General features: G+C 75.0%; 13 protein-coding genes. 3 read left to right on the top strand and 10 right to left on the bottom strand.

The features are described 5' to 3' along the window. Positions 1 to 84: 84 nt before the first annotated feature. The 9 genes from DFJ68_RS17595 to DFJ68_RS17555 are packed head-to-tail and all read right to left on the bottom strand — an operon-like array spanning position 85 to position 9,851. Positions 85 to 621 carry a DUF1697 domain-containing protein gene (locus DFJ68_RS17595; RefSeq protein ID WP_121034850.1) on the bottom strand — a complete coding sequence of 179 codons (537 nt, stop codon included), beginning with the start codon at positions 619 to 621 and terminating at the stop codon, positions 85 to 87. Between the two features lie 48 nt (positions 622 to 669). Beyond that, complete coding sequence (locus DFJ68_RS17590) at positions 670 to 1,467, bottom strand: SDR family NAD(P)-dependent oxidoreductase (RefSeq protein WP_121034849.1); 798 nt, start codon at positions 1,465 to 1,467, stop codon at positions 670 to 672. Continuing rightward, positions 1,464 to 2,471 carry an NADPH:quinone oxidoreductase family protein gene (locus DFJ68_RS17585; RefSeq protein WP_121034848.1) on the bottom strand — a complete coding sequence of 336 codons (1,008 nt, stop codon included), beginning with the start codon at positions 2,469 to 2,471 and terminating at the stop codon, positions 1,464 to 1,466. Before DFJ68_RS17585 ends, DFJ68_RS17590 begins: the two co-directional genes overlap by 4 nt. A gap of 10 nt (positions 2,472 to 2,481) precedes the next feature. Continuing rightward, entirely contained in the window at positions 2,482 to 4,830 is a 2,349-nt protein-coding gene (locus tag DFJ68_RS17580) for a glycoside hydrolase family 3 N-terminal domain-containing protein (RefSeq protein WP_121034847.1), read from the bottom strand. A 44-nt stretch (positions 4,831 to 4,874) separates the two neighbouring features. After that, positions 4,875 to 6,326 (bottom strand): flavin-containing monooxygenase, encoded by a 1,452-nt coding sequence (locus DFJ68_RS17575; RefSeq protein WP_121034846.1) that lies wholly within the window; start codon positions 6,324 to 6,326, stop codon positions 4,875 to 4,877. Continuing rightward, entirely contained in the window at positions 6,323 to 7,627 is a 1,305-nt protein-coding gene (locus DFJ68_RS19010) for a glycosyltransferase (RefSeq protein ID WP_121034845.1), read from the bottom strand. The genes DFJ68_RS17575 and DFJ68_RS19010 overlap by 4 nt, the downstream gene beginning before the upstream one ends. Continuing rightward, positions 7,624 to 8,652 carry an LLM class flavin-dependent oxidoreductase gene (locus DFJ68_RS17565; RefSeq protein ID WP_121034844.1) on the bottom strand — a complete coding sequence of 343 codons (1,029 nt, stop codon included), beginning with the start codon at positions 8,650 to 8,652 and terminating at the stop codon, positions 7,624 to 7,626. Before DFJ68_RS17565 ends, DFJ68_RS19010 begins: the two co-directional genes overlap by 4 nt. Positions 8,653 to 8,686: 34 nt before the next feature. Next, positions 8,687 to 9,355 carry a 2'-5' RNA ligase family protein gene (locus DFJ68_RS17560; protein ID WP_121034843.1) on the bottom strand — a complete coding sequence of 223 codons (669 nt, stop codon included), beginning with the start codon at positions 9,353 to 9,355 and terminating at the stop codon, positions 8,687 to 8,689. A 1-nt stretch (position 9,356) separates the two neighbouring features. Next, positions 9,357 to 9,851, bottom strand: a complete 495-nt coding sequence (locus DFJ68_RS17555) for a MarR family winged helix-turn-helix transcriptional regulator (RefSeq protein ID WP_245963728.1) — start codon at positions 9,849 to 9,851, stop codon at positions 9,357 to 9,359. Positions 9,852 to 9,935: 84 nt separating this feature from the next. Here DFJ68_RS17555 and DFJ68_RS17550 point away from each other — a divergent pair, with 84 nt between their 5' ends. The 3 genes from DFJ68_RS17550 (at position 9,936) to DFJ68_RS17535 (ending at position 14,065) form a co-directional block, all read left to right on the top strand. Then, a complete protein-coding gene (locus DFJ68_RS17550; protein ID WP_121034842.1) occupies positions 9,936 to 11,810 on the top strand; it encodes an ABC transporter ATP-binding protein in 1,875 nt (624 codons plus the stop codon). A 138-nt stretch (positions 11,811 to 11,948) separates the two neighbouring features. Further along, positions 11,949 to 12,461, top strand: a complete 513-nt coding sequence (locus tag DFJ68_RS17545) for a PH domain-containing protein (protein WP_245963727.1) — start codon at positions 11,949 to 11,951, stop codon at positions 12,459 to 12,461. Further along, positions 12,458 to 14,065 (top strand): PH domain-containing protein, encoded by a 1,608-nt coding sequence (locus DFJ68_RS17535; protein WP_245963726.1) that lies wholly within the window; start codon positions 12,458 to 12,460, stop codon positions 14,063 to 14,065. Before DFJ68_RS17545 ends, DFJ68_RS17535 begins: the two co-directional genes overlap by 4 nt. Positions 14,066 to 14,089: 24 nt before the next feature. On the opposite strand, the gene DFJ68_RS18895 is transcribed toward DFJ68_RS17535, so the two are convergent. Then, positions 14,090 to 15,457 (bottom strand): ankyrin repeat domain-containing protein, encoded by a 1,368-nt coding sequence (locus tag DFJ68_RS18895; RefSeq protein ID WP_245963725.1) that lies wholly within the window; start codon positions 15,455 to 15,457, stop codon positions 14,090 to 14,092. Positions 15,458 to 15,459 lie beyond the last annotated feature (2 nt).

Below are 15,459 nucleotides of genomic sequence, written 5' to 3'. Positions count from 1 at the left end.
GCCCCACCGACAGCGCCGTCCGTCATCCACAGGCTGCCGGCGCACCGGGCCCATGTGGTGGGCGGGGAGGACATGGCGAGGCGGTCAGGCGCCCCACTTCGCGGCGAGGGCACGCACGACCGTGGCGTTGCGGTTCGTCGACGTCCCCAACGCCTTCTCGACGGCGGCGTTCGAGCGCCTGGCCTCGTGGTACGGCTTGTCGTAGAGCAGGTGCACGGCCCGGCCGCGCACGTGCACGCGCTCCCCCTCGGGCGGGTCGGTCTCGATGGTGCGGCGGCCGGCGTCGGTGGGGGCGGTCTTGAGGACGCTGACGTAGTGCCCGCCCGAGGGTGGGTCCGCCTCGCTCAGCTCGTCGGCGTCGGCGGCGATCTCGGCCAGCTCGGCCGGCGTGAGGGCGACGACCTCGACGGTGAAGCCGCGGTCGTCGCTCAGCAGCCGCTCGAGCTCGGACTCGAGCTTCGCCCGGGAGCGCAGCGGCGAGGTGAGGCGCACGTTGCCGGTCTGGATGTGCGTCTCGACGTCGCCGTAGCCGGCCTCGGTGAGCACCGCCCGCAGCTGGGCCATGGGGTAGGACCGGCCGCCCACGTTGACGGCGCGCAGCAGGGCGATCCACGTCGGCATCCGGTCAGGCTAGCGGGGCGTGTCGGCCGCCGGCAGCGGTTCGCGGCGTCACCGCGCGAGGCGGCGGCCCGCCCGCCGCATGGCCGCGGCGTAGACCGGGTGGGCGAGGCGTTTGGCGCGCCAGGCGATGCGGCCGTCGCGGTCGGTGAGCACGAGGTGACGACGGGCGTCGACGCCCCGCAGCACCGTGGCGGCGACCTCGTCGGCCCCGCGCCGGGAGCCGTCGACGAGGCGGCGGCCGGTCTCGGCGAGGCCGGTGTCGGCGCCCGCGAAGGACGAGCCGAGCCCGGTGCGGAAGAACGAGGGGCAGGCGACGGTCACGTCGATGCCGTGGGGTGCGAGCTCGAAGGCGAGGGTCTCGCTCAGGGCGACGACACCGGCCTTGACGGCGTTGTAGGCCGACATCCCGGGAGCGTGCACGAGCCCGGCCAGCGACGCGACGTTGACGAGGTGCCCGCTCCCCTGCGCCTTGAACGCCGGCGTCACCGCCCGGCAGCCGCGCACCACACCGAGGAGGTTGACGTCGACGAGACGGGTCCACTCCTGCATCGTCTCGACGTCGATGCGACCACCGGCGGCGACGCCGGCGTTGTTGACGAGCACGTCGAGGCCGCCCCAGTGGCCGTCGGCCTCGGCCAGCGCCGCCGCCCACCCGTCGTCGTCGCGTACGTCGAGCGGGTGGTACCGCGCCCCCGTCGGCAGGGGGGCCGGTCGCTCGGTGGCCGTGTCGGTGGCGAGCACCTCGTCGCCCCGCTCGACGAGCAGCCGGGTCAGGGCGAGTCCCAGACCCGACGCCGCGCCGGTGACGAGCACCCGTCTGGTGGCAGGGCGGTCGTCGGCCCTCATGCCGTGCCCACCCCGTCGGTGGCACCGGGGTCGGGCCGCACCGTCACGGTGACCTTGCCGCGGGCGCGCCGCTCGTCGAGCTCGGCGAGGGCCTCGGCGACGTCGTCGAGCGGATGCCGGGTGCCGGGCAGCGCGGGCAGCGCGCCCGCCTCGAGCAGGGGCAGCAGCTCGTCCCACTGCCGCCTCGGGTAGGTCGGGTCGGCCGGCATCCAGAAGGCGCCCCACCCGACGCCGACGACGCTGACGTTGGTGAGCAGCAGCCGGTTGACCCTGACCTGCGGGATCTCGCCGGCGGTGAAGCCGACGACGAGGAGGCGGCCCTCCGGAGCGAGGCAGCGCAGGCTGTCGGTGAACCGGTCGCCCCCGACGGGGTCGACGACGACGTCGACCCCGCGGCCCCCGGTGAGATCGTCGACGGCGGAACGGAACCCCTCGGCCAGCACGACGTGGTGGGCGCCGGCGGCCTCGGCGGTGGCGACCTTGTCGGCGGTCGAGACGACGGCGACGACCCGGGCGTCGAGGGCGCGGGCGAGCTGCACCGCGGCCGTGCCGACCCCGCCCGCGGCGCCGTGCACGAGCACCGTCTCGCCCGGTGCCAGCCGCGCCCGCCGGGTGAGGGCGAAGTGCGCGGTGAGGTGGTTCATCGGCAGGGTGGCGCCGTGACGGAACGAGACCGCGTCGGGCAGGGGGAAGGTCAGCGTCTCGGGTGCGAGCACGGTCTCGGCGAGGGCGCCGGCCGTCGGGAAGGCGGCCACCCGGTCGCCGACGGCGAAGGCGCTGCCCTCGGCCGCCTCGCGGACGACGCCGGCGCACTCCGCGCCCGGGACGTAGGGCAGCTCGGGCCGCACCTGGTACTGCCCGCGCGTCATGAGCACGTCGGGGAAGCTCACCCCCGCCTCGTGCACGTCGACGAGGACGTGGCCCGGGCGCAGCGCAGGCACCGGGGTCTCGGCGACGGTGACGGCACGGGGTCCGTCGAGGGACGTCACTCGGGCAGCACGCACGGGCTCTCCTTCAGGCAGGGATCGGGGCACCGGCCGGGTGCACGGTGAAGCGGGCTCGTAGCAGGTCTGCGTCGCGCGACGACGGGCCGACGAGCAGGTCGAACGCACCCGGCTCGACACGGCGGTGGCCCCGGGCGTCGACGAGGGTGCAGTCGGCGACGGCCACCTCGACGCGTGTCGTCACCCGCTCGCCCGGGGGGACCGTGACGCGACGGAATGCCTTGAGCTCCTTGCTCGCCCACGTGACGCTGGTGACGAGGTCGGAGACATAGGCCTGCACGACCTCGTGCGCCGGGCGGTCCCCGGTGTTCGTCAGCGTCACCTCGGCCACGACGGTGGCGCCCGGGTCGTCGAGCGACAGGTCGCTCCCGAGGAGGCGCAGGTCGGACCACTCCACGGTCGTGTAGGTCAGGCCGTGGCCGAAGGGGAACTGCGGCTCCTGCGTGAGGTCGGCATAGCGGGAGCCGTGCTGCCCCCGCACCTGGTTGTAGAACGTGGGCTGCTGGCCGACGTGGCGCGGCACCGACAGGGGCAGCCGGCCGGCGGGCTCGACGAGGCCGAGCACGAGCTCGGCGACGGCGCGGCCGCCCCGCATGCCGGGGCTGAACGCCTCGACGACGGCCGCCGCCGCGAGGGCCGACGGCGGCAGGACGCAGGGCTTGGAGTGGACGAGCACGACGACGACCGGGGTGCCCGTGGCCACGACGGCGTCGAGGAGAGCGACCTGACCGCCCTGCAGCTCGAGGGTCGCCGTCGAGCAGCCCTCCCCCGTGAGGTCGATCGTGTCGCCGAGCACGACGACGGCGAGGTCGGCCTCGCTCGCGCGGGCGACGGCCTCCGCCAGCAGGGCGTCGTCGGTGCCGGCGGCGTGGAAGAGCCTCGGCCGCGGCTGGCCGTCGGGGAAGGTCGGCCCCTCCGGGTCGTCGTGGAGCGTCCCGATCTCCGCGCCGCGGGCCGTGGTGACGGTCCAGCCGGACGGCACGACGGCCCGCAAGCCGTCGAGCACGGTCTCGACCGTCTCGCGGGGGTGGCCGTCCGGCATCCAGTCGACCTGCCCGGAGGCACCCGCCCAGTCGCCGAGGTGGGCCTGGACGTCGTCGGCGTTCGGCCCGACGACGGCGACGGTGCGCTGGCCGCCCTCGGGCGCCGGCGTGAACGGGAGGGTGCCGTCGTTGGTGAGCAGGACGAGGCCGCGTCGGGCCGTCTCGAGGTTGAGCGCGGCGTGCTCGCGGCAGCCGACCACCTCGGCCTGCCGGGCGGTGTCGGGGGCGCGAGGGTCCTCGAAGAGCCCCAGCTCGAGCTTGAGGCGCAGCACCCGCCTGGCCGCGGCGGTGACGGCCGCCTCGTCGAGCAGCCCTGTCCTCACGGCCTGCTGGGCGGCCTCGAAGAACGCGGGCGTCGACATGACGAGGTCGTTGCCGGCCGTGACGGCGGCGACGGCCGCGTCGACGTCGTCGGCGTGCACCTGCTGCTCCCAGACGAGGCGGCCGACGTTGTCCCAGTCGGTGACGAGGGTGCCCGAGAAGCCCCACTCGCGCTTGAGCACGTCGTCGAGCAGCCACCCGTTCGTCGTGACGGGGACGCCGTCGATGGCCTGGTAGCCGAGCATGACGGTGCGGCAGCCCCCGCGCACGGCCCGCTCGAAGGGCGGCAGGAACCACGAGCGCAGCTTGCGCGGGCTGAGGTCGGCCTCGCTCGCGTCGCGGCCGCCCTGGGTCTCGGAGTAGCCCGCGAAGTGCTTGGCGCAGGCGAGCACCGCCGTGGGGTCGGCGAGCCCGTCACCCTGGTAGCCGCGCACCATGGCCGCGCCGAGCTCGCCGATGAGGTGCGGGTCCTCGCCGAACGTCTCGCCGACGCGACCCCACCGCAGGTCGCGGGCGATGCACAGCACCGGCGAGAACGTCCAGTGGATGCCGGTCGCCGCGACCTCGACGGCCGTGGCCCGGGCGGCGCGCTCGACCAGCCCCGGGTCGAAGGTGCACGCCTGACCGAGCTGGGTGGGGAAGATCGTCGCCCCGGGCCAGAACGAGTGACCGTGGATGCAGTCGTCGGCCGTGAGCAACGGGATGCCCAGCCGGGTGTCGGCGGCGAGCTCGACCGCCCGCACGAGGTGCTCGGGCGACGCGTGGAGGATCGACCCGGCGAGCCGGGCCTGCACGACGTCCTCGAGGTCGTCGCGGGCGTCGAGCTGGAGCATCTGGCCCACCTTCTCGGCGAGCGTCATGCGGCCGAGGAGGTCGTCGAGCCGGGTGTCGACCCCGAGGGCCGGGTCGCGGTACGGGGCGTCGGGGCCGGGTCGTGACTCGTCCGACGCCGGTCGTGGGCCGGCGGGGGTCGCTGCTGCTCCGTCGTCGGCCACGGCCCGACGCTAGCCCACCGCCGTGGGGCCGGCGTCGCCCGCTGTCAGCGGGCCAGCTCGAGGTCGTCGTCGAGGCGCCCGTGCAGCATCTCGCGGCGGTCCGCGAGGTAGCTCTGGCGCATGAGCCACGGCGCCCGGTCGCCCTGCTGCGGCAGCGTCGACCCGGCGCGCCGCACGTAGGTCGAGGTGATCGGCAGCAGCGGACGGCGCCCGAGGTCGGGCGGCACCCTCGGCGTCGCCCGGCGCAGCCCGTCGTGGGCCATGCGGTTGAGCAGCCGGCACACGTAGCGGCTGGTGAGGTCGGCCCGCAGCGTCCACGACGCGTTGACGTAGCCGACGCACACGGCGAGGTTGGGCACCCCGTCGAACATGCAGCCGCGGTGCACGACGAGGTCGGCCGTGCTGCGGGCCACGCCGTCGACGGTGATGTCGATGCCACCACCGATGAGCAGCGTCAGCCCGGTGGCGGTGACGACGACGTCGGCCGGCAGCTCACGACCCGACCCGAGCCGGATGCCGGTCGGCGTGAACCGCTCGACCGTGTCGGTCACGACGTGGGCCCGGTCGCCGGCCAGCGCGGTGAACAGGTCGCCGTCGGGGGCCAGGCACAGCCGCTGGTCCCACGGGTCGTACCGGGGTGAGAAGTGCTCTGACACCAGCGACTTCGAGCCGGACGCGCGTTCCATCGACCAGGTGACCAAGCGCCTGGACGCCGCCGGCCAGCGCCGGGTGAGCCGGTAGAAGGCGGACGACGTGACGACGTTGCGCGACCGGGCCAGTCGCGCGGCGACGCCGGGACCGAACACCCGTCGCAGCCGGCGTTCGCCGGGGTCGACCCGCGGCAGCGACATGACCCAGGTCGGGCTCCGCTGCAGCATCGTCACGTCCGCGCCGCGGGCGGCGAGCTCGGGCACGAGGGTCACGGCCGTCGCACCCGACCCCACGACGACGACACGACGGCCACCGACGTCCAGCCCCTCGGGCCAGTGCTGGGGGTGCACGACGACACCCTCGAACGTCCCGAGGCCGTCGAAGGCGGGGGTGTGGCCCGCGTCGTAGTCGTAGTAGCCGCTGCAGAGGTAGAGGAACGAGCACGTGAGCCGGACCAGGCCGTCGGGCCGGTGCACGGTCACGGTCCACCTGGCCTCGTCGCTGGACCACGCGGCCGCGACCACCTTGTGTCTCAAGCGGATCCGCTCAGTGATGCCGTGCCTGTCGGCGGTCCGGCGGACGTAGTCGAGGATGCCGGCGCCGTCGGCGATCGCCGCCTCCCCCGTCCACGGCTCGAAGGGGTAGCCGAGGGTGTGCATGTCGGAGTCGCTGCGCACGCCGGGGTAGCGGAACAGGCTCCACGTCCCACCGACCTCGTCGCGCCCCTCGAGCACCGCGTAGGTCCGGTCGGGGCACTCGGTCTGCAGGCGGTACGCCGCGTCGACTCCAGAGAGCCCGCCGCCCACCACGACGACGTCGAGGTGCTCGGTCGCGCCGCCCGTCATGCTGTCCGCCCCCGACCGCGGAAGAGGGCGTCGAGCACGGCCGCCGCGTCACCGGCACCGTCCTCTGAGCGCACCCGACGGCCCAGCGCGGATGCCGCTCTGCCGACCTCCGGCGACAGCGCCACCTCGAGCGCGGCCTCCAGCGCCTCCGGACCGAACCGCTTGCGGGGCAACGGTGCTGCCCCGACTCCGAGCTCGTGGACGCGACGCCCCCAGTAGGGCTGGTCGGCGATGTGGGGCACCGTCACCTGGGGCACACCGGCGCGCAGGGCCGCGGCCGTCGTCCCGGCCCCACCGTGGTGCACGACCGCCGCGCAGCGGGGGTGGAGCCATTCGTGCGCCACCGGGCCGGCGACGACGTGCACCCGACCGTCACCCCCATGCGCGAGGTCACGGTCGGTGACGCCCGACCCCAGCGCGGCGACCCCGGCGGAGACGACCCCGCGCCGGCCCAGCCGGGCCAGCACGCGGATGAAGACGTCGACGACGTCGTCGGGCCGGCCCGTCGGCATCGACCCGAGACCCAGGTACACCGGGGGCGGGCCGTCGTCGAGGAAGGTGGCGAGGCCGGCATCCGTCTCGGTCGGGTCGGCGCCCTCCGTGTCGCGGAACCAGAAGCCCGTCTGGCGCAGCGACACCGGCCAGTCGGGGGCCCGTGGCACGACGAGGGGGCTCGCGGCCAGCACCGTCGGGGTGGCGCGCAGCGCGGCGACGAACCCCGGCAGCGACCGACGGCGCAGGCCGAGTCGTGCGCGCAGGAGGTCGCCGGTCGACCGGACGATGTCGAAGGCGGCCCGCCCGGCGAGGGCGCTCCAGCCGAGGTTGAGCAGCGAGTCCGCCTGTGGGCGCAGGGCGAACGTCGACGACGGGCCGTGCCGGCTCGGCCACGTCGGCTGCAGCATGACGTGCGCGTGCGTGATGCCGGCCGCGGCGGTCAGCGACGAGGCGGCGTCGACGCTCAGGGCGCTCGAGACCACGGCGTCGGCCCGCCCGACCATCCGCTGCAGGTCGTCGGCGAGGGCCGGTGCGACGTGGGCCACGACCGTCTTCATGAGCCGGGCCTCCCGCACCTGGTTGGTGCTCGAGCCGCCGAGCCACTCGCGGCCGACCTCGGAGCGGACCCCCTCCTCGAGACCGAACGAGAACGGCTCGTGGCGCAGCCCGTGCGCGGTCACGAGACCGCCGAAGTCCTGCGCCGCCGCCACCCCGACGTCGTACCCCAGCGTGGCCAGGCGCTGGCCCAGGGCGACGAAGGGCTGGACGTCGCCGCGCGAGCCCATGCCGAGCAGGAGCACCCTCACGCGAGCAGCTCGCGCACGCGCGGCGCGACCTCCTCGGCGTAGAGGCGGATGCACTCGAGGCGCTGGGCGTGCGGCAGGGTGCCGAACGAGTACTTCAGCTGGAAGCGCGATAGGCCGAGCAGCCGCGCCGTCTCGGCGATCTTCGCGGCCACGGTCTCCGGCGAGCCGACGTAGGCGGCGCCGTCGGGCCCGAACTGTGCGCGGGCCTGCGCCTCGGTCATGGGGGCCCAGCGACGCTCTCGGCCGAGCATGTTCATGTAGCCGACGAAGTGGGGCAGGAACTCCTCGACCGCCTGCTCGTCGGTGGCGGCGACGTAGCCGGGAGAGTGCACCCCGATCGGCTGCGGGGGCTGCTGCAGCTCGCCGAGCGCGCGGCGGTACAGGTCGGCGAGCGGCACGAACTGGCGCGACGACCCGCCGATGATGGCGATGACCACCGGGAAGCCGTACTGCGCCGCCCGCACGACGGAGGCGGGGGTGCCGCCCACGCCGACCCACACCGGCAGGCGGCCGGACTCGGTCGCGGGCGCCACGTAGTCGACGTCGAGCGGCGCGCGGGTGCTGCCCTCCCAGCGCACCGGCTTCTCGGAGACGAGCGCCGCGAGGAGGTCGAGCTTCTCGGTGAAGAGCGTCTCGTACTGCTGCAGGTCGAGGCCGAAGAGCGGGAACGACTCGATGAACGAGCCCCGCCCGACGGTCACCTCGGCCCGCCCGCGCGAGACGGCGTCGAGGGTCGAGAAGCGCTGGAAGACCCGGACCGGGTCGTCCGAGCTGAGCACCGTCACCGACGTGCCGAGGCGGATGCGCTCCGTGCGGCCTGCGAGCGCGGCGAGCACGACGTCGGGGGCGCTGACGGCGTAGTCGCGCCGGTGGTGCTCGCCGATGCCGAAGTAGTCGAGGCCGAGGCGGTCGGCCAGCTCGCCCTCCGCGAGCACCTCACGCACGACGACGGCCGGGTGCAGCGGGGTCCCGTCGTCGCCGAGGGCCACGTCGCCGAAGGTGTCGAGGCCGAGTTCGAGCGTCATGCCCCCATCGTAGGTTCGCCGGTCGACGGTGGCCTCAGCCGCCCGGGGCCCCCGGGTCCTCGGGTCCTGCCGGGCCCTGCGGGTCGGATGCCGTGACGTCCCACACCCGCTTCACGTCCGGGTCCCAGCGGTGCACCGTCTCGATCCGGGCCGGCACGTCGACGCCGCCGGACCCCGATGACCCACCGGACCCACCGACCTCGCGCAGCACGGCCAGCACGTCGGGCAGCTGCTCGGGGTGCACCCCGCTCGCGAGGGTCACGTGCGGCGTCCACCGTCCCGGGCGCACCACCTCGGGCAGTGCCTCAGCCGCCTCAGCCGCCTCAGCCGCCTCGGCCGCCTCGGACGCCTCGTCGTCGAGGGCGGCCACGAGCGCGTCGTGCACCGCGGCCTGCAGCCGCAGCAGTCTCTGCGAGGCCACGACGAGGCGTGCGACGACGAGGCGCCGGCCCCCGAGCAGCACGAGCGGGCCGAGGTGGCACTCGACGGGCAGCCCACCCGCGGCGTCGAGCACGGCCGGCCACCCGGCATCCACCGACGCGGGCACGGACGGCAGCGCCGACAGCGTGACGTGCGGGGCGTTCGACTCGCTCGCGTGGTCGGCCTGGCTCGGCAGGCCCGCGTCGGCGAGGTGGCCCCACCAGCCGCGCACGAGGTCGTCGGTGGCGGCGTCGAACCGGGCGTCGACCGACTGCAGGGCCACCTCAGCCCTCCAACGTGACGAGCATCGTGCGCAGGGCGGCTCGCTCGTCGTCGGTGAGCCGGCCGAAGAACTCCGCGGCGCCGACGCGCCGGGCGGCGTCGACGGTCGAGAGCACCTGTTCGCCGGTCGGGGTCGGCCGCACCGTCGTCGCCCGCCGGTCGTCGGGGTCCGGCACGCGCTCGACGAGACCGCGCTGCTCGAGGCGGTCGACGACGTCGGTGACCGACCGCGGTGCGATGCGCAGGTGCTCGGCCACGACGCCGAGCCGGCAGGGCCCGTGACGCCCCACGACCCGTAGGGCCCGGGCGTCGTGCGGTGAGAGCCCGGCCTCCTGCAGGCCGTCGGCCCAGTGGTGGCGCAGGGCCCGGGCGGCGCCCATGAGCAGCTCGTCGAGCGGGCGGTCGTCGACCTGGGAGCTCTCAGGGGTCATCGAGGTCACCGACGTCACCGACGTCACGGAGGGGGCGGGGGGTGCGTCGTCGCGGGGCGCGGCCATGACGGCATCCTACCGTTTTGACTGCCTACCTCATTGTGAGGTAACCTCAGCATTATGCACAGGAGCCCACGAACGGAGTAGCCCTTGACCAGCCCACGGACCCACACCCCCGGCAACACCCCCGGCACCCACGGCGGCCGCCCCCCGCAGCAGCTCGACCCGCGTGACCGCGCCCAGCTCGCGGAGTCACCCGTCAGCCTGCGCCGCGTCGCCGCCCTCTTCCGCCCCCACCGCGCCACCGTCGCGGTCGTCACGGCGATCATCGTCGCCGTCTCGGTCATCTCGATGGCCCAGCCCTTCCTGCTGCGGGCCGTCATCGACGACGCCCTCCCCCACCAGGACGTCCCCCTGCTGCTCCGGGCCGTCGGCGGCATGCTCGCGGTCACCGTCGTGACGCAGCTGCTCGGGGTCGTGCAGACGTGGATGACGACCTCGGTCGGCCAGCGCGTCATGCACGGCCTGCGCACCGACGTCTTCGCCCACCTGCAGCGGCAGTCGATCGCCTTCTTCACCCGCACCCGCGGCGGCGAGGTGCAGTCGCGCCTCACCAACGACATCGCGGGCATGCAGACCGTCATCACGACGACCGCCACGTCGGTCGCCAGCAACCTCACGACCGCGGTCGCCACGGCGGTCGCCATGGTCGCCCTCAGCCCCCGGCTGTCGCTGCTCTCGCTCGTCGTCGTCCCGCCCGCCGTGCTCATGACGCGACGCGTCGCCCTGCTGCGCCGCGACATCACCGCCGCCCGGCAGCGCCGCATGGCCGACCTGCACTCGCAGGTCGAGGAGGGCCTGACCGTCAGCGGCGCCACCCTCGTCAAGACCCTCGGCGCCGGCAGCGCGACCGCCGCCCGCTTCACCGCCACCTCGCGCGACCTCGTCGACCTCGAGCTGCGCTCGCAACTGGCCGGCCGCTGGCGCATGGCGACGATGCAGATGATCTTCGCCGCGATCCCCGCGGTCATCTACCTCTCGGCCGGGCTGCCCGTGACCGGCAACGGCATGAGCATCGGCACCCTCATCGCCTTCACCACCCTGCAGGCCGGCATCTTCCGGCCCCTCATGGGCCTGCTCGACGTCGGGGTCCAGTGGGTCAGCTCGATGGCCCTCTTCAGCCGCATCTTCGGCTACCTCGACCTGCCCGTCGACATCGCACCGCCGGCCCACCCCGTCGCCGTCGACCACGACCGGGTCCGCGGTGACGTGCGGTTCGAGGGTGTCTCCTTCACCCACGAGAAGGATGCCGTGAGCCCCACCCGGGCGCTCGACGACGTCACGCTGTCGATCCCCGCGGGGACGACGCTCGCCCTCGTCGGCGAGACCGGCTCCGGCAAGTCGACCCTCGCCGGGCTGCTGTCCCGCCTGCACGACCCGAGCCTCGGCCGGGTGACCGTCGACGGGGTCGACCTGCGCGACCTGGCCCCCGAGGACCTCGCCCGCATCGTCGGCGTCGTGTCGCAGGACACCTACCTCGTGCACGCGTCGATCCGCGAGAACCTGCTGCTCGCCGCCCCCGGGGCGACCGAGCCCGAGCTGTGGCTCGCCCTCGAGGCGGCCCAGGTCTCAGCCCTCGTCGCGAGCCTGCCCGACCAGCTCGACACCGTCGTCGGTGCCCGCGGCCACCGGTTCTCCGGGGGTGAGAAGCAGCGCCTCGCCATCGCCCGCACGCTGCTGCGCAACCCGCGCGTGCTCGTGCTCGACGAGGCGACCAGCGCCCTCGACAACGAGACCGAGCGCGAGCTGCAGGCCGCCCTCGACCGGCTCATGGCCGGCCGCACGACGCTGACGGTCGCCCACCGCCTGTCGACGGTGCGCGACGCGGAGCAGATCGCCGTGCTCGACCACGGCCGGGTCGCCGAGCTCGGCGACCACGACGCGCTGCTCGCCCGCGGGGGCCGCTACGCGCGGCTCGTCGCCGCGCGCGACGAGGGCGTCCCGGCATCCGCCCTCGCCGCCTGACCCAACCCCCCGTCGAAAGGCCAAATAGGGACCACCGAGAGGTCAGTGCCCCCGCTGCGGCGGGAGGGCGCTGGCCTCTCGATGCCCTCCAATTGGCCTTTCGACGGGGTGGGGCGGGGGGTGTGGCAGGTTGGTGGCGTGGACGACCTCGACGAGACCCCGCCGACGGCCGTGCTGCGTGACCCCGCACACCGCGTCTCGCCCCGCGCCCGCCGGATGTGGGCGCTCGAGGCGGTGCTCGGCGAGCTGGTCGTCCTCGCCGGGCAGGTGGTCTGGTGGTTCCTCGACGACGGCGGTCGCACCACGCACTGGGTCGTCTTCGCGGTGTGGCTCGTCGTGGCGGTCGCCTACACCGCGGTCATGCCGGTGTGGCGCTACCGCGTGCACCGCTGGGAGTCGACCGAGCACGCCATCTACACCCAGAGCGGCTGGCTCACCCAGGAGCGGCGCATCGCCCCGCTCAGCCGGGTGCAGACCGTCGACCTGCAGCGGGGGCCGCTCGAGCGCCTGTTCCGCCTCGCCACCGTGACGGTGACGACGGCCTCGGCCGCCGGGCCGCTCGAGATCTCCGGGCTCGACCTGCCCGTGGCGCAGCGGCTCGTCGAGGGCCTCACGGCCGCCGCGGTGCTCGACGAGGGTGACGCGACGTGAGCGAGCCACCCGCGGAGGTGGCCGGCGAGGCGAACCCCGCCGGGACGGCATCCGAGACGACTTCCGCGACGACTTCCGCGACGACATCCGCGGCGCCGCCGCCCGAGACGCCGTGGCGCCGGCTCGACGCCCGGATGCTGCTCGTCAACCCGCTCGAGACGCTCATCCGCGCGCTGCCCGCCGTCATCGCCATCGTGCTCGCCCGCGCCACGAGCGAGAGCGACGACCGGTGGGAGCTGCTCGCGGTGCCGGTCATCCTCGCCTTCGGCGCACTGCGCTGGCTGACCACCCGCTACCGCATCGACCACGGGCAGATCGAGCTGCGCCGCGGGGTGCTGACGAAGCAGACGACGACCGCGCGCCTCGACAAGGTGCGGGCCGTCGACCTCACCGCGAAGGTCTACCACCGCCTCCTCGGGCTGACGAAGGTCGAGATCTCGACCGGCAGCTCGGCCAAGGAACGGATCGTGCTCGACTCGCTGCGCCTCGCCGACGGCCGTCGGCTCCGGGCCGAGCTGCTGCACCGCATCGACTCGCGCGTGCTCGACCTGCCCCCGCCGACCGGCCCCTCGGTCGGGGGCCCCGCGGTCGGTGACCCCGCCACGACGGCAACCGCCCCACCCGCACCCGACGCCGGCGACGAGGTGCTCGTGCGACTCGACCCCCGCTGGGTGCGCTACGCGCCGCTCACCCTGACCGGGCTCGCGTCGGCCGCGGCCGTCGTCGGCTTCGCCCTCCAGGCCCTACGCACCGTGGGCGACGAGAGCCGCACCATCGTCAGCGGCGCGCGCCGGGTGCGCGAGCTCGCGATCTGGGTCGACGTCGTCGCCGCGCTCGCGGTCGTCTCGCTGCTCGCCGTCGTCGCCTACGTGCTGACGTTCTGGGGGTTCCGCCTCACCCGCAACCGGCTCGGCAGCTTCCACACCCGTCGGGGGCTGCTGACGAGCCGCGAGACGAGCATCGACCACGGCCGGGTGCGCGGGCTGCGCCTCGACGAGCCGCTCGGTCTTCGGCTGGCCGGCGGGCGCCGCCTCAAGGTCGTCACGACCGGCCTCGGCGACGAGCGCGGCGGCTCCGACTGGCTGTGCCCGCCCGCCCCGCGTGACGTCGTCACCCCCCTGGCCCGCCGCATCAGCGACGACGAGGATGCCGTCGAGGCCCCCGTCGTGCCCCACGGCCCGGCCGCGCGTCGCCGCCGTCTCACCCGAGCTCTCGTGGCCGTGCCCGTCGTGGCTGCGGGGGTGTGGGCCGTCGTCTCGCTGCTCGACTCGACACCGTGGCTCTGGCTCGCCGTGCCCGTCGTGGCGCTGGCCGCCGTCGCCCTCGGCGTCGACCGGTACGCCGGCCTCGGGCACCTCGTGACGCCGCGCCACCTCGTCACCCGGTGGGGCTCGCTCGACCGGCGGCGGGTGCTGCTGCGCCGTGACGGGGTCATCGGCTGGACCGTGCGCCGCTCGTTCTTCCAACGTCGGGCCGGCGTGGCCACCCTCGTCGCCACGACCGCCGCCGGGTCGCAGCACTACGACGTGGTCGACCTCGAGCTCGAGCGGGCGTACGCGTTGCTGCGCGAGGTCGACCGGTCCCTGGCCGACGAGTTCGCCTGAGCCGTCGGCCGACCCGAGACGGAGTCAGGCCCCCTCGAGGATGCGCACGATCTCGGCGTAGCCCTTCGACCGGGCGTGCTGCAGGGCCGTGACCCCGTCGCGGTCCGCGAGACCGGGGTCGGCCCCGGCGGCGAGCAGCGTGCGCACGATGCGCTGGTGGGCCGGGCCGCCGTCGCCGAGGATGACGGCCTCGAGCAGGGCGGTCCAGCCGAGGTCGTTGACGTGGTCCACGTCGATCCCGGTCTCGACGACCCGCTCGACGTAGTCGGCGTGGCCGCGCTCGCTGGCCGGGATGACCGACACCCCGCCGTACCGGTTGCGCACCGTGAGGTCGGGCCCGGCGGGCAGCAGGGTCTGGAGCATGGCCACGCTGCCGGTGACGCCTGTGACGAGCCACGGCGTGTCGTGCCGGTCGTCGAGGGCGTCGGGGTCGGCGCCCATCGCGACGAGCACCCGGGCCACCTCGACGTGGTCGCCCGTCACCGCGAGCAGCAGCGGCGTGCGGTCGCGGTCGTCGCGCGTCTCGAGGTCGGCGCCGGCGCGCAGCGCGCGGGCGGCGCGGTCGGCGTCGCCGGACGCCGCGGCCTCGAGCAGCACGCGGTCGGCGTCGGCGGCGCTGACGTCACGGTCGTCGTCGGTGGCCTTCACGAGCACTCCTTCGAGGGTGGGGTAGCGACGTTCACGGGCCATCTGCAGCGGCGTGAGCCGTTCGGTGCGCGAGGGGGTCTCGAGCTCGACCCCGCCGGCGACGAGCACCCGCACGGTGTCGACGTAGCCCGGCGTGTCCTCGCCCAGCCACACCGCCTCGTGCACGGCCTGGTACCCGATGCGGTTGACGTGGTCACGGTCGATGCCCGCCTGCAGCAGCCGGCCGACGACGAGGGCGTGGCCGCGCTCGGCGGCGCGGATGAGCGCGGTCCCGTACCAACCGTCCTTGTCGTCGACGGTGGCACCGGCGTCCAGCGTGAGCTCGAGCAGGTCGAGGTACCCCTCACTCGCCGCCACGAGGTAGGCCGACTGGTCGGTGTCGTCCTTGGCGTCGACGTCCGCGCCGCGCCGGACCAGGTCACGCGCGGCCCGCACGTCGTCCTTCCACGCGGCGGCGCGCAGCCTGCCGTCGAGGGCCGCCTGCTCGGCCGCCGAGAGCTCCGCACCGGGAGCGGACGTCGCGGATGCCGTCGCGCCGGGCGCCGCCGGGGACGTGGCCGTCGCCGACGGCGAGGGGACGGCCGAGCTCGAGGGGACGGCCGAGGTCGAGGCGGTCGAGGGGGTCGGGTCCGGCGCCGAGGCGGTGCCCACGGGTCCTCCGGCGGTGGGGTCGGGCGTCGGGGTGGAGCAGCCGGCGAGCAGCGTCGCCGTCAGCGCGCCCGCGGCCACCGCTGCCCTCGTCACGC

Source organism: Terracoccus luteus, from assembly GCF_003635045.1.
Classification (GTDB): Bacteria; Actinomycetota; Actinomycetes; order Actinomycetales; family Dermatophilaceae; genus Terracoccus; species Terracoccus luteus.
Note: the sequence above shows the minus strand (reverse complement) of the source record. Positions and strands in the feature narration are given on the sequence as shown.

Bases quoted from the DNA above. Each gene is read 5' to 3' on its own strand.
- DFJ68_RS17595 (WP_121034850.1), bottom strand. From the start codon at position 621: ATGCCGACGTGGATCGCCCTGCTGCGCGCCGTCAACGTGGGCGGCCGG.
- DFJ68_RS17590 (WP_121034849.1), bottom strand. From the start codon at position 1,467: ATGAGGGCCGACGACCGCCCTGCCACCAGACGGGTGCTCGTCACCGGC.
- DFJ68_RS17575 (WP_121034846.1), bottom strand. From the start codon at position 6,326: ATGACGGGCGGCGCGACCGAGCACCTCGACGTCGTCGTGGTGGGCGGC.
- DFJ68_RS17565 (WP_121034844.1), bottom strand. From the start codon at position 8,652: ATGACGCTCGAACTCGGCCTCGACACCTTCGGCGACGTGGCCCTCGGC.
- DFJ68_RS17555 (WP_245963728.1), bottom strand. From the start codon at position 9,851: ATGGCCGCGCCCCGCGACGACGCACCCCCCGCCCCCTCCGTGACGTCG.